At 62.4% G+C, this 21,231-nt stretch carries 20 protein-coding genes; all 20 read right to left on the minus strand.

Annotated features, from left to right (window positions below; translation table 11 throughout):
* Position 1 precedes the first annotated feature (1 nt).
* Positions 2-841 carry an urease accessory protein UreD gene (locus tag V9L13_RS23715; protein ID WP_338800672.1) on the minus strand — a complete coding sequence of 280 codons (840 nt, stop codon included), beginning with the start codon at positions 839-841 and terminating at the stop codon, positions 2-4.
* Between the two features lie 30 nt (positions 842-871).
* Positions 872-1,570 (minus strand): urea ABC transporter ATP-binding subunit UrtE, encoded by a 699-nt coding sequence (urtE, locus tag V9L13_RS23720; protein WP_338800673.1) that lies wholly within the window; start codon positions 1,568-1,570, stop codon positions 872-874.
* 122 nt (positions 1,571-1,692) lie between these two features.
* Positions 1,693-2,535 carry an urea ABC transporter ATP-binding protein UrtD gene (urtD, locus tag V9L13_RS23725; protein ID WP_338802898.1) on the minus strand — a complete coding sequence of 281 codons (843 nt, stop codon included), beginning with the start codon at positions 2,533-2,535 and terminating at the stop codon, positions 1,693-1,695.
* A 23-nt stretch (positions 2,536-2,558) separates the two neighbouring features.
* Positions 2,559-3,638 carry an urea ABC transporter permease subunit UrtC gene (urtC, locus tag V9L13_RS23730; RefSeq protein WP_166496046.1) on the minus strand — a complete coding sequence of 360 codons (1,080 nt, stop codon included), beginning with the start codon at positions 3,636-3,638 and terminating at the stop codon, positions 2,559-2,561.
* A complete protein-coding gene (urtB, locus tag V9L13_RS23735; RefSeq protein WP_338800674.1) occupies positions 3,638-5,140 on the minus strand; it encodes an urea ABC transporter permease subunit UrtB in 1,503 nt (500 codons plus the stop codon). Before urtB ends, urtC begins: the two co-directional genes overlap by 1 nt.
* Positions 5,141-5,378: 238 nt before the next feature.
* Positions 5,379-6,644, minus strand: a complete 1,266-nt coding sequence (urtA, locus tag V9L13_RS23740) for an urea ABC transporter substrate-binding protein (RefSeq protein ID WP_003221226.1) — start codon at positions 6,642-6,644, stop codon at positions 5,379-5,381.
* Between the two features lie 313 nt (positions 6,645-6,957).
* Positions 6,958-7,968 carry an iron ABC transporter permease gene (locus V9L13_RS23745; RefSeq protein WP_338800675.1) on the minus strand — a complete coding sequence of 337 codons (1,011 nt, stop codon included), beginning with the start codon at positions 7,966-7,968 and terminating at the stop codon, positions 6,958-6,960.
* Positions 7,965-8,912, minus strand: a complete 948-nt coding sequence (locus tag V9L13_RS23750) for an ABC transporter substrate-binding protein (RefSeq protein ID WP_338800676.1) — start codon at positions 8,910-8,912, stop codon at positions 7,965-7,967. Before V9L13_RS23750 ends, V9L13_RS23745 begins: the two co-directional genes overlap by 4 nt.
* Positions 8,909-9,697, minus strand: a complete 789-nt coding sequence (locus tag V9L13_RS23755) for an ABC transporter ATP-binding protein (protein ID WP_338800677.1) — start codon at positions 9,695-9,697, stop codon at positions 8,909-8,911. Before V9L13_RS23755 ends, V9L13_RS23750 begins: the two co-directional genes overlap by 4 nt.
* Positions 9,698-9,811: 114 nt before the next feature.
* Positions 9,812-11,935, minus strand: a complete 2,124-nt coding sequence (locus V9L13_RS23760; RefSeq protein ID WP_338800678.1) for a TonB-dependent receptor — start codon at positions 11,933-11,935, stop codon at positions 9,812-9,814.
* 219 nt (positions 11,936-12,154) lie between these two features.
* Positions 12,155-13,534 (minus strand): PepSY domain-containing protein, encoded by a 1,380-nt coding sequence (locus tag V9L13_RS23765; RefSeq protein WP_338800679.1) that lies wholly within the window; start codon positions 13,532-13,534, stop codon positions 12,155-12,157.
* 153 nt (positions 13,535-13,687) lie between these two features.
* The gene (locus V9L13_RS23770) at positions 13,688-15,808 is read right to left on the minus strand and encodes a TonB-dependent copper receptor (RefSeq protein WP_338800680.1); all 2,121 of its coding nucleotides are present in this window, start codon (positions 15,806-15,808) and stop codon (positions 13,688-13,690) included.
* An 85-nt stretch (positions 15,809-15,893) separates the two neighbouring features.
* On the minus strand, positions 15,894-16,340 hold the full coding sequence (locus V9L13_RS23775) for a DUF2946 domain-containing protein (protein ID WP_338800681.1): 447 nt from the start codon (positions 16,338-16,340) through the stop codon (positions 15,894-15,896).
* Positions 16,341-16,361: 21 nt separating this feature from the next.
* Complete coding sequence (locus V9L13_RS23780; RefSeq protein ID WP_338800682.1) at positions 16,362-16,838, minus strand: copper chaperone PCu(A)C; 477 nt, start codon at positions 16,836-16,838, stop codon at positions 16,362-16,364.
* Between the two features lie 47 nt (positions 16,839-16,885).
* A complete protein-coding gene (locus V9L13_RS23785; RefSeq protein WP_338800683.1) occupies positions 16,886-17,284 on the minus strand; it encodes a DUF2946 domain-containing protein in 399 nt (132 codons plus the stop codon).
* A gap of 97 nt (positions 17,285-17,381) precedes the next feature.
* Complete coding sequence (locus V9L13_RS23790) at positions 17,382-17,672, minus strand: addiction module antidote protein (protein WP_003221244.1); 291 nt, start codon at positions 17,670-17,672, stop codon at positions 17,382-17,384.
* Positions 17,673-17,675: 3 nt separating this feature from the next.
* Complete coding sequence (locus tag V9L13_RS23795; RefSeq protein ID WP_003221246.1) at positions 17,676-17,978, minus strand: type II toxin-antitoxin system RelE/ParE family toxin; 303 nt, start codon at positions 17,976-17,978, stop codon at positions 17,676-17,678.
* A 159-nt stretch (positions 17,979-18,137) separates the two neighbouring features.
* Positions 18,138-18,866, minus strand: a complete 729-nt coding sequence (locus tag V9L13_RS23800; RefSeq protein ID WP_338800684.1) for a cobalt-precorrin-6A reductase — start codon at positions 18,864-18,866, stop codon at positions 18,138-18,140.
* Positions 18,863-19,960 carry a cobalt-precorrin-5B (C(1))-methyltransferase gene (locus V9L13_RS23805; RefSeq protein ID WP_338800685.1) on the minus strand — a complete coding sequence of 366 codons (1,098 nt, stop codon included), beginning with the start codon at positions 19,958-19,960 and terminating at the stop codon, positions 18,863-18,865. The genes V9L13_RS23800 and V9L13_RS23805 overlap by 4 nt, the downstream gene beginning before the upstream one ends.
* Positions 19,953-21,164, minus strand: a complete 1,212-nt coding sequence (gene cbiE / locus V9L13_RS23810) for a precorrin-6y C5,15-methyltransferase (decarboxylating) subunit CbiE (RefSeq protein WP_338800686.1) — start codon at positions 21,162-21,164, stop codon at positions 19,953-19,955. The genes V9L13_RS23805 and cbiE overlap by 8 nt, the downstream gene beginning before the upstream one ends.
* Positions 21,165-21,231 lie beyond the last annotated feature (67 nt).

Genomic DNA, 21,231 nt, shown 5'->3' on the forward strand with positions numbered 1-21,231 from the left:
TTCAGGTGTTCCAGATTCGCGGGGGCTGGGCTTCACGGCCCAGCAGAACCGGGCGTAACAAACGCCATAAATCGATGAGCCAGGCACGGGCGAGCAGTGCTTCTGACGCCAGACACCGAGCCACCAACAGGCCGGGCAACTGGGTCAGATCCCCGCTCACTGCATGCCCCAGTGAGCGACAGCGCTCCAGTAATTCGGCATCAATTTCACCGGTCACCAGCAGCGTCGCAAACACCGGATGGCCATCCAGGCCGATCGGCGAATCGAGCAAGCCGTCATTGCCGGTGATGCGTTGACGCTCGTGCCAGAGCAATCGCCCGTCGCGGCGGATATCCAGATGCGCTTGAAAGTGTCCGAGGTCGAAGCGCTCGCCACTGGCCGGTCGGCCCAGCGCCACCACGTCCCAGTAAAACAGCCGCGCATCGCCCTCCAGCTCGATCGAGGTGCTGAGTTCAGCCTGGGCGGCGCTGTAGACGATGGTTTCCTGTGGCAGCCATTCCAGCGTCGCACCGGCCGCGATTTTCAGGTCGAGCTGCTGATACGCCGGCCCCGCTGCGCGATACCACTTGGCGGCGCCGGGGCTGGTGATCTGCGCCCAGGCATCTGGTTCGACGCGGGCGCTGATGTTCAGCCGGTCACCCCCGGCGATCCCGCCCGGCGGGTGGACGATGATGTGCTGGCAGACCTCGGGGCCTTCGGCGTACAGGTGCTTTTGTACGCGCAACGGGCCGAGGTGCCGGCGCTGAACCGGGCGCGTGCAGTCGCCGAAGCGGGCGTAGGCCAGCTCCAGCTCGGCATGCCAGCTCGGGGTAAACAGGGCAGTGGGAAGCGGTAAGTTCATGGTTTGTAATTATCGTTAGGAAGCTACAGATTAAATTGTTACCAGACCTCGTACACCCTCGGCCTCCATATTTTCGCCGCGGCCCTGTTGCACGATCTCGCCCCGGGACATCACCAGGTATTGATCGGCCAGCTCGGCGGCGAAGTCGTAGAACTGTTCCACCAGCAAAATCGCCATGTCGCCCCGCGCCGCGAGCTTCTTGATCACCGCGCCGATCTCCTTGATCACCGAGGGCTGGATGCCTTCGGTGGGCTCGTCGAGGATCAGCAAACGCGGACGACTGGCCAGGGCGCGACCGATAGCCAGCTGTTGTTGCTGACCGCCGGACAGGTCACCGCCGCGGCGCTGCTTCATTTGTAGCAGCACCGGGAACAATTCGTAGATGAAACTTGGTACTTCTTTCGCTTCACTGCCGGGAAACCGTGACAGGCCCATCAGCAGATTTTCCTCCACGGTGAGCCGGCCGAAGATTTCCCGGCCCTGTGGCACATAGGCGATTCCGGCGTGTACCCGCTGGTGCGGCTTGAGCGTGGTGACCGCTTTGCCTTCCCAGTTCACCACGCCTTCCTTGGCCGGCAACAGGCCCATCAGGCATTTGAGCAGGGTGGTCTTACCCACGCCGTTGCGCCCGAGCAGGCAGGTGACTTCGCCGACGTTCACGTCAAAGCTCAGGCCGCGCAGGATGTGGCTACCGCCGTAGTACTGGTGCAGCTTGTCGACTTGCAGCATGTCCAAATTCTCCTCAAATCCCTGTGTAGGAGCTGCCGCAGGCTGCGATCTTTTGATCTTGATCTTAAAAACAAGATCAAAAGATCGCAGCCTGCGGCAGCTCCTACACAGGGGATGGATCGTCAGCGGCCGAGATAGACCTCGATCACCCGCTCGTTGTCCTGCACCTGCTCCAGCGATCCTTCCGCCAGCACGCTGCCCTGATGCAGCACCGTCACATGGTCGGCAATCGAGCCGACAAAACCCATGTCGTGCTCCACCACCATCAGCGAATGCTTGCCTGCCAGCGACTTGAACAGCTCGGCGGTGAATTCGGTTTCGGCGTCGGTCATGCCCGCCACCGGCTCGTCGAGCAGCAGCAGTTGCGGGTCCTGCATCAGCAACATGCCGATCTCCAGAAACTGCTTCTGACCGTGGGACAGCAGTCCGGCAGGGCGATTGACCGAGGCCGTCAGGCGAATGGTTTCCAGCACTTCGCTGATGCGATCCTTCTGCTCACCGCTCAGACGCGCGCGCAAACTGGCCCAGACCGACTTGTCGGTTTTCTGCGCCAGCTCCAGGTTCTCGAACACGCTGAGGGCTTCGAACACCGTCGGTTTCTGGAACTTGCGCCCGATCCCGGCCTGGGCGATCTGCACTTCGCTCATCTGCGTCAGATCCATGGTTTCACCGAACCAGGCCTTGCCGCGACTGGGGCGGGTCTTGCCGGTGATCACGTCCATCAGCGTGGTCTTGCCCGCGCCGTTGGGGCCGATGATGCAGCGCAGTTCGCCGACGCCGATGTACAGGTTCAGATTGTTCAAGGCGCGGAAGCCGTCGAAGCTGACGCTGATGTCTTCCAGGGTCAGGATCGTGCCGTGCCGGGTGTCGAGGCCCGGCCCGACGCGCTGGCCGAGGCCGATCGAGTCGCGGCTGGTGCCCTCGTCCTTGTTCGGTTCCACGGGGAAAAACGCCGGTTCGAGCATGAATTCAGCACTCGCAGTGACTCTCATTGTTCACCTCGTTTCTTCAGCAGGCCGATCACGCCTTTGGGCAAATACAACGTCACGACAATGAACAGCGCACCGAGGAAGAACAGCCAGTATTCGGGGAAAGCCACGGTGAACCAGCTCTTCATGCCGTTGACCACACCGGCACCGAGCAACGGCCCGATCAGCGTGCCGCGACCGCCGAGGGCGACCCACACTGCTGCTTCGATCGAGTTGGTCGGCGACATTTCGCTCGGGTTGATGATGCCTACTTGCGGCACATACAACGCCCCGGCGAGACCACACAACACCGCGCTCAAGACCCAGACGAACAGCTTGAAGCCGCGCGGGTCGTAGCCGCAGAACATCAGGCGGTTTTCCGCATCGCGCAGCGCCGTCAGCACCCGGCCGAACTTGCTCTGTGCCAGACGCCAGCCGATGAACAGACTCGCCACCAGCAGCAGCACGGTGGCCAGAAACAGCACCGCGCGGGTGCCCGGCTCAGTGATGCCGAAACCGAGAATCGTGCGGAAATTGGTGAAGCCGTTGTTGCCGCCGAAGCCGGTCTCGTTGCGGAAAAACAGGAGCATCCCGGCGAAGGTCAGGGCCTGGGTCATGATCGAGAAATACACGCCCTTGATCCGCGAGCGGAAGGCGAAGAAGCCGAACACCAGCGCCAGCAGACCCGGTGCCAGCACCACCAGACACATCGACCAGATAAAACTGCTGGTGCCGCTCCAGTACCACGGCAATTCGGTCCACGACAGAAAGGTCATGAACGCCGGCAAACCATCACCGGCCGCCTGACGCATCAGGTACATGCCCATCGCATAACCACCGAGTGCGAAGAACAGACCGTGGCCCAGCGACAGCAGCCCGGCGTAACCCCAGACCAGATCCAGCGCCAGGGCGACGATGGCGTAGCAGAGGATTTTGCCGACCAGCGTCAGCGTATACGCCGACACATGCAGCGCACTGTCCGGCGCCAGCAGCGAGAGCAGCGGCAGGGCGATCAGCAGCGCGAGGATCACCGCGCCGATGGCAAGGGTGACTTTCGGCCCGGCTTTTTGCGTGGCCGTGACAAGTAGAGGCTGGTTCATCAGTCGATCACCCGTCCTTTCAGTGCGAAGAGGCCTTGCGGACGTTTCTGGATGAACAGAATGATCAGCGCGAGGATCAGGATCTTGCCCAGTACCGCACCGATCTGCGGTTCGAGAATTTTGTTGGCGATGCCGAGGCCGAAGGCGGCGAGCACGCTGCCGGCGAGTTGACCGACACCCCCGAGCACCACCACCAGGAACGAGTCGATGATGTAGCTCTGGCCCAGGTCCGGGCCGACGTTGCCGATCTGGCTCAGCGCCACGCCACCGAGGCCGGCGATGCCCGAGCCGAGGCCGAAGGCGAGCATGTCGACGCGCCCGGTGGGCACGCCGCAGCAGGCGGCCATGTTGCGGTTCTGCGTGACCGCTCGCACGTTGAGGCCGAGGCGGGTCTTGTTCAGCAGCAGCCAGGTCAGCACCACCACGAACAAAGCGAAGGCGATGATCACGATGCGGTTGTACGGCAGCACCAGATTCGGCAGCACCTGAATGCCGCCGGACAGCCACGCCGGGTTCGCCACCTCGACGTTCTGCGCCCCGAACAGCAGGCGTACCAACTGAATCAGCATCAGGCTGATGCCCCAGGTGGCGAGCAGGGTTTCCAGCGGCCGGCCGTAGAGGTGACGAATCACCGTGCGTTCCAGCGCCATGCCGATCGCCGCCGTGACGAAGAACGCCACCGGCAGCGCGATCAGCGGGTAGAACTCGATGGCTTGCGGGGCGTAACGCTGGAACATCAGTTGCACCACGTAGGTCGAGTAGGCGCCGAGCATCAGCATCTCGCCGTGGGCCATGTTGATCACCCCGAGCAGGCCGAAGGTGATCGCCAGACCGAGTGCCGCGAGCAGCAGAATCGAACCGAGGGACATGCCACTGAAGGCTTCACCGAGGATTTCGCCGACCAGCAGTTTGTGTTTCACCTGCGCCAGACTGGTTTCGGCGGCGGTGCGCACGCCGGCATCGTTTTCGACGCCGGGTTCGAGCAGGCCTTCGAGGCGGGTGCGGGCCAGGGGATCGCCGGTTTCACCGAGCAGGCGCACGGCGGCCAGACGCACTGCCGGGTCGCTGTCCACCAATTGCAGGTTGGCCAGGGCCAGGCTCAGGGCGGCGTGGACGCTTTCATCTTTTTCGCCAGCCAGTTGCTGGTCGAGGAATTTCAGCTGCGCGGGTTTCGCGCTTTTCTGCAATTGCTGCGCAGCAGTCAGACGGATTTTGGCGTCGGCGGCGAGCAATTGGTGGCTGGCCAAAGCGGTGTCGATCAGACCCCGCAGGCGGTTGTTCAAGCGCAGGGTTTTGGTTTGGCCGTCGAGGGTCAATTCGCCTTGTTGCAGGGCGTTGATCAGCTCGACACGCGCCGGCTCGGGCTGCGCGGCCCAGGCTTCGAGCAGTTTGGCTTGCTGCACGGGATTGGCGGCGACGAAGTCTTCGGCGTCGCCGGCAAAGGCAGTCATCGGCAACAGCAGTGCGATGGCGAGGATGAAGCGGTAAAGGGTAGTCGGCATAAAGAGTCGCCTTGCGCGGACTAATTGTGGGCACAGCCTTTGTGGCGAGGGGATTTATCCCCGATGGGTTGCGAAGCAGCCCTGAATCCAGCAGTCGCGGTGTATCAGATTGATCGCGTCGACTGCTTTCGCGACTGCTTCGCAGCCGGTCGGGGATAAATCCCCTCACCACAAAATATTGTTCCCACAGAGGGATTGTGTCGGGCCGAAAATGCTCTTCAGCCCGACACCCAATGGCTCAGTTGCTCTTCACCGCATAATCCGGCTTCTTGTCGTTGCCATCGATAAACGGGCTCCACGGCTGGGCACGGATCGGCCCTTCGGTCTGCCAGACCACGTTGAACTGACCGTCAGCCTGGATCTCGCCGATCATCACCGGTTTGTGCAGGTGGTGATTGGTCTTGTCCATGGTCAGGGTGTAACCGGACGGCGCGGCAAAGGTCTGGCCAGCCAGTGCTTCGCGGACCTTGTCGACGTCGGTGGACTTGGCTTTTTCAACGGCTTGCGCCCACATGTGGATGCCGACGTAGGTGGCTTCCATCGGGTCGTTGGTCACCGCTTTGTCGGCGCCCGGCAGGTTGTGTTTCTTCGCGTAGGCCTTCCAGTCAGCGACGAACTTCTTGTTCACCGGGTTCTCCACGGACTCGAAGTAGTTCCACGCCGCGAGGTTGCCCACCAGCGGTTTGGTGTCGATGCCGCGTAGCTCTTCTTCACCCACCGAGAACGCCACCACCGGTACGTCGGTAGCCTTCAGGCCCTGGTTGGCCAGCTCTTTGTAGAACGGCACGTTGGAGTCGCCGTTGACCGTGGAAATCACAGCGGTCTTGCCACCGGCGGAGAATTTCTTGATGTTGGCGACGATGGTTTGATAGTCGCTGTGACCGAACGGGGTGTAGACCTCTTCGATGTCCTTGTCGGCCACGCCTTTGGAATGCAGGAACGAGCGCAGGATCTTGTTGGTGGTGCGCGGGTAGACGTAGTCGGTGCCGAGCAGGAAGAAACGCTTGGCGCTGCCGCCTTCTTCGCTCATCAGGTATTCCACCGCCGGAATCGCCTGTTGGTTCGGTGCGGCGCCGGTGTAGAACACGTTCGGCGACATTTCTTCGCCTTCGTACTGCACCGGGTAGAACAGCAGGCCGTTGAGTTCTTCGAACACCGGCAGTACCGATTTACGTGATACCGAGGTCCAGCAACCGAACACCACCGCGACCTTGTCCTGCGTCAGCAACTGCCGGCCCTTCTCGGCGAACAGCGGCCAGTTCGACGCAGGGTCGACCACCACCGGTTCGAGCATCTTGCCGTTCACGCCGCCCTTGGCGTTGATTTCGTCGATGGTCATCAGCGCCATGTCTTTGAGCGACGTTTCGGAGATCGCCATGGTCCCGGACAACGAATGCAGAATCCCCACCTTGATGGTCTCGGCGGCCTGGACAGTCCAGGTCATGCCCATCGCGGCAATGGATGCCGTGAGTGTGAAAGCCTTGATCAAACTGCGACGCTTCATTGTGCGATCTCCATGAACATTAAAGTTTTTTATGGTTGGCAGATGCGGACGACTGAAGACTGTTTTGCAAGGGCTGTGCCCGGTCGGGATCGGGCAGGAAAATGTCGGTTTAGAGCGGTTGCGCGCGGGCGGGGTGCACCATGAAGGGACGCGGAGAGAGCGCTGGTGCAAGCGGCCGCGCCAGATTGGGGCGCACACTGTTCCTGTAGGAGCTGCCGCAGGCTGCGATCTTTTGACTTTGATTTTCAATGATCAAAAGCAAGATCAAGAGATCGCAGCCTGCGGCAGCTCCTACAGGGGGGATTGGGTTGTGTCAGCGGCGGCGCATCAGACCGATGAAGAACAGGCCGCCGATAGCCGCAGTGGCAACGCCGATGGGCAGGTCTTCCGGCGCGATCATGGTGCGCGCGGCGACATCGACCCACACCAGGAACAGGCTGCCAAGCAGTACGCAGGCCGGCAGCAGTCGCCGGTGTTCGGCCCCGACCAGACGCCGGGCAATGTGCGGCACCATCAGCCCGACAAAACCGATCGAGCCGCTGATCGACACCAGCACCCCGGTCATCAAGGACGCGATCACAAACACCCGCAGGCGCACCGCGCGGGCATTCAGGCCGAGGGTCACGGCGGTCTGCTCGCCGGCCATCAAGGCGTTCAATGGCCGAGCCATGCCGAGCAGCAGACCGAGGCCGAGCAACACGCTCAGCGCCGGTATCGTCAGCAACTCCCAACGCGCCAGCCCGAGGCCGCCGAGCATCCAGAACATCACCGCCGAGCTGGCGCGATGGTCGCCCATGAACAGCAGCAGATTGGCGATTGCCATCATCACGAACGACACCGCCACGCCGCACAGCAGCAAGCGGTCGCTGTCGAGCCGACCCTGACGGTTGGCAATGCCCAGCACCAGAAACATGCTCAGCAACGCACCGATGAATGCGGCAATCGGCAAGGTCAGCAGGCCGACGATTTCACCGATGTGCAGCACCACGATCACGGCGCCGAGGGTCGCGCCGGAGGTGACGCCAAGCAGGTGCGGATCGGCCAGCGGATTGCGCGTCACCGCTTGCAGCACCGCGCCGATCAACGCCAGCCCGGCGCCGACCAACGCCCCGAGCAACATGCGCGGCACGCGGATCAGCCAGACGATGTGTTCCTGCCCGGCGCTCCAGCTCACCTCGCCGAGACTGAAGGCCTTGTGCAGGAGAATCCGCCAAACCACATCCACCGGCACCCGCGCCGGGCCGAATCCCAGCGACACCACGCACGACACCAGCAACACGGCGCCGAGGGCGGTCAACAACAGGGCGTAGCGCCGGTCGATCATTCGCCGTGGAACCCCTTGGCCAGGGTTTCCACCGCCAGCACGTTATCGATCCCCGGCGTGGCCTGCACGTAGGGAATAACGATGAAACGCTGGTTCTTGATCGCATCCACCGATTGCAGCGCCGGGTTCTTCAGCAGGAATTCGATCTTCTGCTCGGCGGTGATTTCGCTGTAATCGACGATCACGATCACCTGTGGATTGCGTTCGACCACAGTCTCCCAATTGACCCGGGTCCAGCTCGCTTCGACGTCGTCGAGAATGTTGCGCCCGCCGGCCGCATCGATCAGCGCCTGCGGCATGCCGAGACGCCCGGAAGTCATGGCGCGGTCTTCGCCGCTGTCGTAGAGAAACACGCGCGGCTGGTCGGCAGGCAGATCTTTACGGATTTGGGCGACCTGTTGCTGCATGTCGGCGATCAGTGCGTTGGCGCGATCCTGCACGTCGAAAATCTTCCCGAGGTTGCGCAGGTCGTTATAGGTGTCGTCCAGCGTCGCCGCCGGGCGTTTCATCACGAAGGCACAGGACTCGGTCAGCTCATACACGTTGATGCCCAGCGGTTGCAGGGTCTGCGGGGTGAGATCGCCGCCGACGCGCATGCCGTAATCCCAACCGGCGAAGAAGAAATCGACGTTGGCGTTGAGCAGGGTTTCCACCGACGGATATTTCGCGGCCAGCTCCGGCAAACCGTCGAGCAGCGACTGCATTTCGGGCGTCACCGACTTCCAGCCACTGACACCGCTGTAACCGGCCATGCGCGATTTGAGGCCGAGGGCGAGCATCATCTGGGTCATGTTGATGTCGTGACTGACCGCGTGTTTCGGCGCCTGCTTGAAGGTCACTTCGCGGTTGCAGCTATGGATGGTCAGCGGGTATTTCGTGGCTTCGGCCAGGGCTTGAGCACTGCACAACAGAAGAGCGACGCAAAGCAGAGAACGCACAGTCATGGTCGGGTTATCCAGGTGATTCGCGGGTAGTCGTGGAGGGGGTGGGAGTCGATCAACGCTTCGACGCCGAACACGTCGCGCAGCAGCTCGGTGGTGAGCACTTGCTGCGGCGTGCCGCTGGCGACGATCCGTCCGTGGTTGATCACGTACAGTCGGTCGCAGAAGGCGGCCGCGAGGTTCAGGTCGTGGATGCTGGCGAGGGTACCGATCTGCAGGCGTTTGACCAGTTGCAGCAGCTCAAGCTGATAACGCGGGTCGAGATGGTTGGTCGGCTCGTCGAGGATCAGCAGTTGCGGTTGCTGGGTCAGGGCGCGGGCAAGGATCACCCGCTGTTTTTCACCGCCGGACAGCGTGGCGAAAGCATGGTCTTCGAAGCCGTCGAGGCCGACGGATGTGAGCGCTTGCGTCGCCAGCTGTCGATCTTCCAGCGTGTCGCCATCGAACAGGCCTTTGTGCGGCGTGCGGCCCATGGCGACCACTTCTTCGACGGTCAGGCCAAAGGCATCGGGGAACTCCTGCAAGACCACGGCGATGCGTTTTGCGCTCCAGCGCGAGGATTGCTTCCACACGTTGTGGTGATCGAGTCTGACCTCACCGCTTTCCGGCTGACTGAAGCGATAGGCGCACCGCAGCAGGCTGGTCTTGCCGCTGCCGTTGGGGCCGATCAGCCCGACGAACTCACCGGCAGCCACCTGCAACGAGGCGTCACGCAGCTGGAACTGGTGATGGCAGTGGCCGTGGCCCAGGGGTGTCCAGGCGAGGTTGGTGAGGTTTAGCGAGGTCATGCTTCTACTCTGAAATATCTGGCGTTGCTGATGACGCCTTCGCGAGCAAGCCCGCTCCCACAGTTGATCGCGTTTCAATGTGGGAGCGGGCTTGCTCGCGAAGAGGCCCATGAATCAAAAGGTGTAATCGGCCGTGACGAAGAACGATCTCGGTTCGCCGAGAATCCACTGCTGGCCCTCATTGTATTGGCTTTGTGCGTACTGGCGGTCAAACAGATTGTTCACCTGCAGGCCCAGCGTGGTGTTGCGCAAGGCTTGCCACGACAGCGTCGCATCGACCACGGTGTAACTCGGCAGCTCGTTGCGGTTGGCCATGTCGGCGTAACGCGCATCGACATAACGCACGCCGGCGCCGGCCTTCAGGTCATCGCTGAGGTTTTTGTTCAGCCACAGATTGGCCGTTCGACGCGGCACATCCACCGGGCGATTGCCGTTGTACGACAGGGTTTGCCCGTTGACCACTTCGGAGAAGTCATCGTACCTGGCCTTCACAATCGCCGCGTTGGCCTGCAGTTGCCAGGCGTGCGGTAGTTGCAGGTCGAGGCTGGCTTCCAGGCCGTTGGACGATTGCTGGCCGACTTGCTGCTTGAGCGTCGGGTTGCCCGGATCGTCGGTCAGCAGTTTCTTTTTGACAATGCGATAGGCGGCCAGGGTGAACTCACCGCGCTGATCCCAGAACAACTGCTTCAGGCCGACCTCGGTCTGGCGTGCAGTCGAGAGGTCGTATTGCTGCTGGCTCGGGCTCAGCGAAATCAAGCCACCGATGCCGTCGGTGCTGGTCGCGACCTGACCGTAGAAAGAAGTCTGTGGTGTCAGGGCAAACACCAGTCCGGCCTTCCAGTTGTTGCCGGTCAGGGTCTTGTCGCTCTGGCTGCCATCGACCAGGTTGTTGCGATCCACATGCACGTAATCACGGCGCACGCCGGTCACCAGCGACCAGCGCTCGCTCAGTTGCGTGCGGTTTTCAGCGAACACTGACATCTGTTTTGTGGTGCTGTCGAACTGGTCGCGGTACGGGTTGGCGCTTTCGAAATAGCCCGGTTGCGGGTGATACAGGTCCAAGGGCTGACCGTTGGGCAACACATCGTTGAACGGCGAGTTGCTGTCGAGCTGGAAGCGGATGCGGTTGTGATCGACGCCGGTCACGGTCTGGCTGTCGAGGCCGAACAGCGAGTGCTTGAAGGTGAAGGTCTGGCGGTCGCCGACCTGCTCCTGCTGGTGGCCGATGCCGAAGTAGCCACTGCGGCTGAGCTGTTGCGTGGCGGTGTCGAAGTTGTAGTTTTCGGCGTTCTGCCAGCGGCGCTGGGCCTTGAGGTAGTACAGCTCGTTGCTGGCACTGACGGCGTCGTTGATCTGCCAATCGGTGGTCAGTCGCGTCCACTGATCGTTGTAGTGCTGCTGGTCGTCGCGCACGTTGTAGTTCTTGTTACGCAGGCTGTTCTGCAATCGGCCGTTGATCAGTGGCGTGCCGAAGTAGTTCTGCGGACGCTGGTCGCCGTAGTCGTGGGCGAGGGTGAAGGCCAGGTCATCAGTGGCTTGCCAGCGCAGCGCGGCGCTGATGAAGTCGCTGGAGGAGTCACCGCGATCGATCCAGCCGTTGCTGCGCAGGCGATTGAGATTGAGGCGATAGCTCAGGGTGTCGCTCAGCGAACCGCCGCTGTCGAATGCCTGCTGCTGGCTGTCGTAGGAACCGTAGCCGACGCGCAGGTGGTTTTCGATTTCACCCTCGAACGGTTTTTTCGGGATCACGTTGACCACCGCGCCGGTCGCGCCTTCGCCGTACAGCACCGAGGCCGGGCCGCGCAGTACGTCGACGCGCGCTACCGACCAGGTGTCGACCGGAAAGGTCACGGTGCCCATGCCGGTGTACATCCGGTTGCCGTCATACAACTGCATCACCGAACTCTGCCCGGTAAAACCGCGTGCCTGCAACGAGGTGCCGCCATCGCCCGGGGTGCCGGTGCGGCTGATGCCGGTGCTGCGTGACACGGCGTCCTGCACGCTGCGATCGCCACGGGCGCGCACCTGCTCGCCGCTGAGGCTTTCGACGCTGGCCGGGGTTTCCATGGCCGTCAGGTTCAGGCGTGAGCCAGCGGTGGTCGGTGTGGTCAGGCTGACGTTTTCGTCATCCATGGCCGGGGCGCTGATGGTTCCGGTGGGCAGCGTCAACGGTTGGCCATCGGCGCTGGCGTTGTTCAGGGCAAGCAGGCAGAGACTGGACAAGAGGTACTTGTTCATCGGGGCGGTGAATCACTTCTTCAAAAGACAGCCCGCCACTTTTGGTGGCGGGCAGAGCGGCAATTGTGGGAGCGGGCTTGCTCGCGAAGAGGGCGTGTCAGGCACCCTGTTCGTTGCATGACACTGCGCCTTCGCGAGCAAGCCCGCTCCCACAGGAATCTGCCGGAGTTTAAGCCCCGGCAGTTTAAAGATCTGTCTAAAACGCGCATCTCGCCTGCTTCATGATGAAGTTGAGGCAGATTCAGCTTGGCGCCCCAAACGCGACAACAGCAGCCAGTCCAGCAACCACACCAGCACCAGCGAAGCCCCCACCAGCGGAAAAATCACCGCCAGCACCAGCATGATCGCCACGCCGGTTTTCCATTTCGGCAGGTCATGACGCAGCGGCGGCACGCCGAATTTGCCCTGCGGACGACGTTTCCACCAGATCACCACGCCGCTGACGGCGCTGAGCAGAATCATCAGGCAGATCAGCAGCACGACAATCTGGTTGAAAGTGCCGAACATCTTGCCTTCGTGGAGCATCACGCCGATTTCCGTGGCCCGCGCCACCGCACCGTACTGCTCGAAACGCACATCGGCGAGGACCTTGCCGGTGTACTGATCGACATGCAGGGTCGCATCGTTACGCGGGTCGTCGGCAAACACGGCAATGGTGAACACCCCGGTCGCGGTGGTCGGCAGGGTGATGCTGTAGCCGGGTTCGACCTTGCGCTCAGTTGCGATGTTCTGCACATCTTGCAGGCTGATCGCGGGTGCGGCGGGACCGTGTTGCATGCCGCCGTGGGCCATGTGTTCAGCGTGGTCGCCGGACATCGGCATCGGCGTGTTTTCCATCGCCCACGGCACGGTCTGGCGCGCGGCGTTGTTCAGGCTGCCGGCCTCGACGTCGGAGGTCGGCACGTTGTTCCACATCGCGGCCGGAAACACGTTCCACACCTGGGCGTACTGCTTGCCCCAGAAGCCGGTCCAGGTCATGCCGCTGAGCAGCATCACCAGCAGCAATGCGGCGCCCCAGAACCCGGTGACCGCGTGCAGATCACGCCATAACACCCGACCGCGACTGTTCAGGCGAGGCCACAGAATCCCCGCCGCCTGACCGCGCGGCCACCACAGAAAGACCCCCGATACCACCAGCACCACACCCCAACCGGCGGCGAGTTCGATCAGGCGATCACCCACCGTGCCGATCATCAATTCGCCGTGAATGGCGCGGGCGATGGCTTGCAGATTTTTCTTTGCATCCTGCTCGCCGAGGATGTCGCCGTGGTACGGATCGATGAATACGTTGAGTTCATGGCCGGCGTTTTTCACCACGAACTGCGCGCTGCGCTCGGCGTTGGCCGGCGGCAGGTACTGGGTGATCTGACCCTGTGGATAAGCGCTCTTGACCCGTTGCAGCAGCTCATCGGCCGGCACCGTGTGATGCCCGGCCGGGACGTTGAGCAGGCTGCTGTACATCAGTGAGTCGAGTTGCGGTTTGAACAGGTAGATGATGCCGGTCAGGGCCAGCATCACCATGAAGGGCGCGACGAATAATCCGGCATAGAAATGCCAGCGCCAGGCCAGGTTGTAGAAATTCGCTTTGGGCTTTTGCATCACGTTTGCTCCGCTTGGCTTGGATCTTTTCGTTGTTCTGCGACCCTTGTGGGAGCGAGCTTGCTCGCGAAGGCGTCGTATCAGGCTGCATCTATGTTGGATGTGCCGTCCCCTTCGCGAGCAAGCTCGCTCCCACAGGGTGGGATTTGACTGTTAGAAACTCATATCGACCTTGGTCCAGAGCGTGCGCCCCGGCTCGTTAATCGCTTGCGGGTCGTTGGCCGGGTAGCCGAAACCGGCGTTACCGGCCAGGTTCAGGTGTTCGGCGTAAGCCTTGCCGAACAGGTTGTCGACGCCGGTGCTGACCTTCCAGTTCTTGTTGATCCGGTACGCACCATTAAGCGAAAACACGCCAAACCCGCCGCTCTTGTCGTAGTCCTTGCCGACCACGTTGCCCTTGTTCTGGTCGATGCGGTTTTGCGCCGCGACCATGCGCCACAGTGCCCCGGCGCTCCAGTTGTCTTCGCTGTAGGTCAGGCCGAAACGCGCATCCAGCGGCGGCATTTGTGGCAGGGCCTTGCCGTCGCTGCTGTTCTTGCCCCAGGCGTAGGCCAGCGTCGCATCGGCTTTCCAGTGGTCGGTGAGCTTGTACGCAGCACCAAGTTCACCACCCATGATTCGCGCGTCGATGTTCTCGGCACGGGAGCTGCTCATGCCCATCATCGTCGGCGTGTAGTCGAACAGGATGTAATCGCGCACCACGCCGATATAGCCCGAGGCCCAGGCTTCGAGTTCGGCGGTCTTGTAGTTCACGCCGAAGTCGAACTGGGTGGTCTTCTCCGGTTTGATCGAGTCGAACGCATTCAGCGAACCGGCCGGGCCGGACTTCGGTGAAAACAGCTCCCAGTAATCCGGGAAGCGCTGCGCGTGGCCGAGGCCGGCGTACAGCGTGGCCGGCGCGTCGGTCAGGTCATGTTCGTAACGCACGAAACCGCTGGGCAGGGTGTCGGCGCGGGTGTCGTCGGCGGTCGGATTGGGCTGGCTCATCATTCCCGAACCAATGCTCTGCCGATAATCCCTGGCCGAAGCGCGGTCGACCCGGGCGCCAGTGATCAGGCGATCACGGTCGGCGGCGTACCAGGTCATTTCGCTGAACACGCCATAGTTATGGAAATCGGCGTCCTTGGTGTACGGCTGATCCTTGTAGGTGTCGATGCCCATGCCGCTGCGCTGGCGGTGCTCGTTGGTCTGCGCATCGAGGCCGGTGATCAGTTGGATGTCGGCCCAGCGCCAGGTCGCCTTGATCCGCGCGCCGAGGGTGCGACGGTCGACGTTGGAGGCCATGGGACCGGCCATCATCCCGGTGCCGGACGGCGTGCGCAGGGTGTAGTTGTCCATCACGTGGTCGGCGTAGTTGTAGTAGACCTGTGCTTCGAGCTTTTCCAACACGTCAGTGATATTGGATTTTTCGAAGCGCAGGCCGAGGCTTTCGCGCAGGAACTGCGAACCGTCCATGCCGCGTCCGGCGTAGCGTGCTTCGCCGTCGCCCTTGCCGGCAGTCAGTTCGATCAGGGTGTCGGCGTCCGGGGTCCAGCCGACGGCGATGTCACCGTTCCACTTGTCGTAGCGCGACGGCACGGTGGCGTTGTTGCCGTCGCGATAGTCGTCGGAGTGCGCGGTGTTGCCGATCACTCGCACATAGCCCAAAGGCCCGCCGGCAGCAGCGTCGACAACCTTGTCGAAGCGTCCGTTGGAGCCGGCCAGCACGCTGGCATTCACCCGCGTGCCGAGCTCGCCGAAGCTTTCCGGTTCACGGTCGAACAGCACCGTGCCCGCCGAGGCACCCGGCCCCCAGAGCACGGTTTGCGGGCCTTTGATCACCGTGAGCTTGTCGTAGGTTTCCGGCGAGATGTAGGAGGTCGGCGCATCCATGCGGCCGGGGCAGGCGCCGAGCAACATGCTGCCGTTGGTGAGAATGTTCAGCCGCGAACCGAACATCCCGCGTAGCACCGGATCACCGTTGGTGCCGCCGTTGCGCACCAGGGCGAAGCCGGGAATGGTCTTCAGGTAATCGCCGCCGTCACTGGCCGGCACCGGTTGGCGCGGGTCCTTGGGGTTGGTGACGATGGTCAGTGGCGAGCTGGGAGCGATGGCGGTGATCACCGTCGGGCTGAGTTCATCAACGTGACCGGCGTGGTCATCGGCCAGCACCAGCGGCGATAACAGAACGCCGCAAAGGACGGCGGTAGCGTGCGAGAAACGAATGCGCGATTCGCTCAGTGCGAAGGAAGCCCGGACAGAACCCGAGCGCGGAACAGCAGAAAACCTGGACATGACAATTTCCATCAAACAGTCGTAAACGACACGGCCGGCAGCCTGAAGCTGTCTTCTCAACCGTGTGCAATCAAAGGTGCGGTGTTTACGCGTTGACGGGCGGGGCGCGGGTGCGGGCGCCGGGGAAGAAGGTCTGCCGGGCATGGCCCAGACGCGGGGAGGGCGGGGTGAAGGTGTTGACGTGGGCAATGCTGAATGTGGCGAACGTGCCGCCACCGGTCAGCGCCGGGCAATTGAACAGCAGGCTGCAATAACCGCATTTTTCCCACAGGGCGTGGTGCGAGGATTGCGGCGGGCAGTGTTCGGCAGCCGGTGGTGCGCCGTGCGTGGCGTGATCCATGCCCGGCATGGCCATCGACATGTCCATGGGCATCGCCATGGAAGTCGAGGCGTGCTGATCCATCGGCATCGACTGAGAAATCAGCGGGCCGATGAAGATCATCAACATGGCGAACAGGGCGATCCAGCTACCGCGGGTCAGAGTCTGGCTCTGGCGATGCAGGCGGGACGCCCCGGCGCGTTGCAGGCGCACGGGCGTGGTCAGCCGGATCGGTTACTGGGCGTGATCGTGTGCCTGGGTTTCCGGCGGTTTCTTCTGCACCGCGACTTCGACGGTGACGTTGCCGGCTTTCTCGAAATGCAGGGTCAGCGGGAAGCGTTTGCCGTCGCTGAGCAGACTGCGGTCTTTCGGGTTGAGCAGCATCACGTGATAGGCCATCGGTGCGAACGTCACCGTGCCGCCGGCAGGAATCACCACGTCGGGCACCTGCTGCATTTTCATCAGGTCGCCCTGCATCACATGTTCGTGCAGTTGCGCTTCGGCGGTGATCGGCGAGTCGACGCTGAGCAGGCGGTCGTCGGTCTTGCCGGGATTGCTGATCACGAAATAAGCCGCGACGGTCGGCGCGTTGGGCGGCAGCTCCTGCGACCAAGGATGAGCGATTTCCAGCTCGCCGGCCTTGTATTCGTGGGCATGGGCGAAGCACGCCGGCAGCAACAGCGCAGCGATGACGATGAGTTTGTTCAACATGGCAGTTCTCCGGAACGATATGAAACGCAGGTCAATTGCGAGACAGATCAGACCAGAGGCGAGGCGCGGGGATTGAGGCTTGGCCATTGCTGGCGCGGTGTCGGTGTTTGCAACGAGGGCGGCGCCACGCTGCGATTGCTTTCGTAGCGGGCGAAATACAGCTGCGGCGTATGGCCCGGCAACGCCACCAGCGGCGCGGAACCCGAGCAACACCAGCAATGCTGCATGTTGGAATGGGTGTCGTTGGACGGGGCTTTCTGCTCCGTGGTGCCGATGTTGATCGCCACCATCTTCGTCCCGCTGCCGGTGCAGAAACTGCTCCACAGCAACTGTTCGGCCGGTGAACTGGCCGCCTGCGCCATCGCCCCGGTCATCGGCATGGCGAGCATGTTGAACAGCACTGCGAAGCAGGCGATCCAGGCAAATGCGAGCCGGTGTCGGTTCATGGGACAGATCCGTTGGGTGGGCGATCAGGCGCGGCTATTTAGCCTGATCAGGGCCGATAAGTAAAAAGGCGTCGTGCGGTTTGGTGTCGCAGATCAATCAAACCGCGACGGCGTGCAATCTCAAACCCAAAGCCTTCATGACCTTCATGATAGTTGCGAATTCGGGGTTGCCAGTGCTGCTCAGCGCTTTATAGAGACTTTCACGACCCAGGCCAGCATCACGTGCCACCTGTGTCATGCCCTGGGCTCGGGCTATGTCATTCAGTGCTGCACGGATGAGTACGCCATCGCCTTCATCATCATCAAAGCAAGCGTCCAGATAAGCCGCCATGTCCTCGGGGGTTTTAAGGTACTCGGCGGCGTCGAAACGGGTGAATTTTTCGGTCATGACTTACTCCTCATTACCGATGCTATGTGCCATTTGTACGGCGCGCTTGATATCACGCCGTTGTGTCGATTTGTCGCCCCCGATTAACAGCAGATAAATCACTTCGTCTCGACGAGTGAAGTACATCCTGTAACCAGGGCCGTAGTGAACACGCATTTCGTAAACGGTGTCACCGACAAATCCGCAATCGCCAAAGTTGCCATGTTCGGCTGCTCGAAGTCTGGAGATGATTCGGCCTTTGCCGATGATGTCTTTCAACGAGTCGAGCCATTCGGAAAATATACGGGATCGTTCGAGTTCGATCATGTCAGGATCGTATTCCTTGGGATACAGACTGGCAAGCCGCTTTTTGACGGTTGTCTGCCTGTATGGATTAAAGGAACCGAAGTATTGGGTGAGGGAATAGCGAAGAACAGTCGGCTGCTTCCTCAAAACAGGCCGGCTAATTCGCAGATTAAATCGAAATCAGGAAAAGTCTGACGTCAGCAGTGCATTAAGGACTTCAGACGTAGATCCAAACTCCCGATCAACCCCCGGCAAGACTGGCCGCTTCAACACAAGCACCGGTACCCCCAACTCCCGTGCCACTTCCAGTTTCGGCTCGGTGGCGGTGCTGCCGCTGTTCTTGCTGATCAGCACATCGATCTGCCGGCGTTCGAACAGCGCGCGTTCTTCCTCAAGCAGAAATGGCCCACGGGCGCCGATGACTTCGCAGCGTTCGTTACCGGGGTAGACGTCGAGGGCGCGCAGGGTCCAGAACTGGTTGGCGGGGATTTCGTCGAGGTGTTGCAGCGGTTCGCGGCCGAGGGTGAACAGCGGGCGGCGGAACGGTTTGAGGGCTGCGGTCAGTTCGGCCCAGTCGCCGACCTCGCGCCAGTCGTCGCCCGGCTGCGGCTGCCATGCGGGGCGGCGCAAGGCCCAGCAGGGAATGCCGGCGAGTTGCGCGGCGATGGCGGCGTTGTGGCTGATTTGCGCGGCGTAAGGGTGGGTCGCGTCGAGTAGCAGTTCGATGCCTTCAGCGCCAATGAACTGCGCCAGACCTTCGGCGCCGCCGTAGCCGCCGACCCGCACCTGGCAGCTCAGATCAGTCGGCACCCGGCCCACGCCGGCCAGGCTGTAAATGTGTTCTGGCCCCAGCGTGCGAGCGATGGCCAGCGCCTCAGTGACGCCGCCGAGCAACAAGATCCGCTTCATGCAAAACCTCCGGCGTGGCCGACAATCCCGCCCTGGCGATCAATCGCAAACACCTCGACCTGTACCTGCGCCGGCACCACGCTGCGGGCGAAATTCAGCGCGTGGCGGCAGACCACATCGCCGAGGGCAATGCCCGCCGCGCTGGCCATCGCCAAGGCCTGCTGGCTGGTGTTCGCTTCACGAATGCTCTGCTGCAACGCCTGATCAGCGCCAATCGCTGCGGCCCATTCAGCCAGTTGCGGCAGGTCGATACTCGAATGCCGCGAGTGCAGATCCATGTGCCCGGCCGCCAGTTTGCTGATCTTGCCGAAGCCGCCACACAGGCTGAGTTTATCCACAGGCACTTTGCGCAGGTGCTTGAGCACTGCACCGACAAAGTCGCCCATTTCGATCAGGGCGATTTCCGGCAGGTCGTAGACCCGGCGCATGGTGTCTTCGCTGGCGTTGCCGGTGCACGCGGCGATGTGCACATAGCCGTTGGTTTTCGCCACGTCGATGCCCTGGTGGATTGAGGCGATGTACGCCGCGCAGGAAAACGGCCGGACGATGCCGCTGGTGCCGAGGATCGACAAACCACCAAGAATGCCCAGGCGCGGGTTCATGGTTTTCAGCGCCAGCGCCTCGCCGCCTTCGACATTGACGGTGATCTCGAAACCGCCGCCATAACCGCTTTCGGCGGCGAGCAGGCTCAGGTGATCGCTGATCATCTTGCGCGGCACCGGGTTGATCGCCGGCTCACCGACGCCGAGCACCAATCCCGGCCGGGTCACGGTGCCGACGCCGGCGCCCGCGATGAAGCGAATCCCCGGCTCGGCCAGCAGCCGCACGTGCGAATAGAGCAGCGCACCGTGGGTCACGTCGGGGTCGTCGCCGGCGTCCTTGATCGTCCCGGCTTCGGCGCCGTCGGCGGTCAAACGGCAGAACTCCAGGCGCATCAGCACCTGTTTGCCTTTGGGCAGGACGATCTGCACCGCATCCGCCGAAGTGCCGCCCAGCAGCAGGCGTGCGGCGGCGAGGCTGGTGGCGGTGGCGCAGCTGCCGGTGGTCAGACCGCTACGCAGCGGGGCGGGTTGTTCGGCGGTTTCGTCACGCATCGAAGGGTTTGACCAGATCCAGCAGGGTGATCGGCAGCGCCTGACGCCAGGTGTCGAACTCACCCAGCGGTTGCGCCTGGGCGACGTGGATACGGGTCAGTTCGCCGCCGTGGCGTTCGCGCCAGTTCATCAGGGTGACTTCGCTTTGCAGGGTTACGGCGTTGGCCACCAGTCGGCCACCGGGCTTGAGTTGATCCCAGCAGGTTTCAAACACGCCTTCACGGGTCACGCCGCCGCCGATGAAGATCGCATCGGGTCGCTCCAGCCCGGCAAGTGCCTGCGGCGCACGGCCACGCACCAATTGCAGACCGGGTACGCCCAGCGCGTCGCGGTTGTGTTCGATCAAGGCCTGTCGGCCTGCGTCCGCCTCGATGGCGATGGCGCGACAGCTCGGGTGTGCACGCATCCATTCGATGCCGATCGAACCGCAACCGCCGCCGACATCCCACAGCAGTTCGCCGGGGATCGGCGCGAGGCGGGCGAGGGTGATGGCGCGGACATCGCGTTTGGTCAGTTGGCCGTCGTGCTGGAATGCCGAGTCCGGCAGTCCGGCCAGACGCGACAGACGCGGTGCCAGCGCATCGGCCAGGCATTCGATGGCGATCACATTCAGATCGGCAATCGTTGGCTCATTCCAGTCACGCGCAGTGCCGTCGATGCGCCGCTCGGCGTCGCCGCCCAAGTGCTCCAGAACGCTCAGGCGACTGCCACCAAAACCGCGCTCACGCAGCAGCGCCGCGACGGCCGCCGGACTTTGTCGGTCATTGCTCAGCAGCAACAGGCGCACCCCGCTGAACAGTTGCGCATTGAGTGTCGCCAGAGGTCTCGCGACCAGCGACAGTGTGACCACCTCTTGCAACGGCCAGCCGAGGCGTGCAGCGGCCAGCGAACAGGAGGATGGCGCCGGCAGGATCAGCATCTGATCACTCGGCACGTGCCGCGCAAGGCTGGCGCCGACGCCATAGAACATCGGATCGCCGCTGGCCAGCACGCACACGGCTTCGCCGCTCCGTTCCAGTACAGGCGCGAGGGAAAACGGGCTCGGCCACAATGCGCGTTCGCCACGTATGCATACCGGCAGCAAGTCCAGTTGCCGCTGGCCGCCGATGATCCGCGAAGCGGCCAGCAGGGCGCGCCGGGCGTTTTTGCCCAGGCCCTTGAAGCCGTCTTCACCGATTCCCACAACCGTCAGCCAGGGTGTCATGCCGTTCCTTAATTCAGGGTAGATCTTCAAGGGCGGCATGATAACGCGGCTGCCGGCATCTGACGCG

This window comes from Pseudomonas sp. RSB 5.4, from assembly GCF_037126175.1.
Classification (GTDB): domain Bacteria; phylum Pseudomonadota; class Gammaproteobacteria; order Pseudomonadales; family Pseudomonadaceae; genus Aquipseudomonas; species Aquipseudomonas fluorescens_H.

Excerpts from the sequence above, each read along its gene's own strand:
- V9L13_RS23715 (WP_338800672.1), bottom strand. The coding sequence starts at position 841 with ATGAACTTACCGCTTCCCACTGCCCTGTTTACCCCGAGCTGGCATGCC.
- urtE (WP_338800673.1), bottom strand. The coding sequence starts at position 1,570 with ATGCTGCAAGTCGACAAGCTGCACCAGTACTACGGCGGTAGCCACATC.
- urtD (WP_338802898.1), bottom strand. The coding sequence starts at position 2,535 with ATGCTCGAACCGGCGTTTTTCCCCGTGGAACCGAACAAGGACGAGGGC.
- urtC (WP_166496046.1), bottom strand. The coding sequence starts at position 3,638 with ATGAACCAGCCTCTACTTGTCACGGCCACGCAAAAAGCCGGGCCGAAA.
- urtB (WP_338800674.1), bottom strand. The coding sequence starts at position 5,140 with ATGCCGACTACCCTTTACCGCTTCATCCTCGCCATCGCACTGCTGTTG.
- urtA (WP_003221226.1), bottom strand. The coding sequence starts at position 6,644 with ATGAAGCGTCGCAGTTTGATCAAGGCTTTCACACTCACGGCATCCATT.
- V9L13_RS23745 (WP_338800675.1), bottom strand. The coding sequence starts at position 7,968 with ATGATCGACCGGCGCTACGCCCTGTTGTTGACCGCCCTCGGCGCCGTG.
- V9L13_RS23750 (WP_338800676.1), bottom strand. The coding sequence starts at position 8,912 with ATGACTGTGCGTTCTCTGCTTTGCGTCGCTCTTCTGTTGTGCAGTGCT.
- V9L13_RS23755 (WP_338800677.1), bottom strand. The coding sequence starts at position 9,697 with ATGACCTCGCTAAACCTCACCAACCTCGCCTGGACACCCCTGGGCCAC.
- V9L13_RS23760 (WP_338800678.1), bottom strand. The coding sequence starts at position 11,935 with ATGAACAAGTACCTCTTGTCCAGTCTCTGCCTGCTTGCCCTGAACAAC.
- V9L13_RS23765 (WP_338800679.1), bottom strand. The coding sequence starts at position 13,534 with ATGCAAAAGCCCAAAGCGAATTTCTACAACCTGGCCTGGCGCTGGCAT.
- V9L13_RS23770 (WP_338800680.1), bottom strand. The coding sequence starts at position 15,808 with ATGTCCAGGTTTTCTGCTGTTCCGCGCTCGGGTTCTGTCCGGGCTTCC.
- V9L13_RS23780 (WP_338800682.1), bottom strand. The coding sequence starts at position 16,838 with ATGTTGAACAAACTCATCGTCATCGCTGCGCTGTTGCTGCCGGCGTGC.
- V9L13_RS23785 (WP_338800683.1), bottom strand. The coding sequence starts at position 17,284 with ATGAACCGACACCGGCTCGCATTTGCCTGGATCGCCTGCTTCGCAGTG.
- V9L13_RS23790 (WP_003221244.1), bottom strand. The coding sequence starts at position 17,672 with ATGACCGAAAAATTCACCCGTTTCGACGCCGCCGAGTACCTTAAAACC.
- V9L13_RS23795 (WP_003221246.1), bottom strand. The coding sequence starts at position 17,978 with ATGATCGAACTCGAACGATCCCGTATATTTTCCGAATGGCTCGACTCG.
- V9L13_RS23800 (WP_338800684.1), bottom strand. The coding sequence starts at position 18,866 with ATGAAGCGGATCTTGTTGCTCGGCGGCGTCACTGAGGCGCTGGCCATC.
- V9L13_RS23805 (WP_338800685.1), bottom strand. The coding sequence starts at position 19,960 with ATGCGTGACGAAACCGCCGAACAACCCGCCCCGCTGCGTAGCGGTCTG.
- cbiE (WP_338800686.1), bottom strand. The coding sequence starts at position 21,164 with ATGACACCCTGGCTGACGGTTGTGGGAATCGGTGAAGACGGCTTCAAG.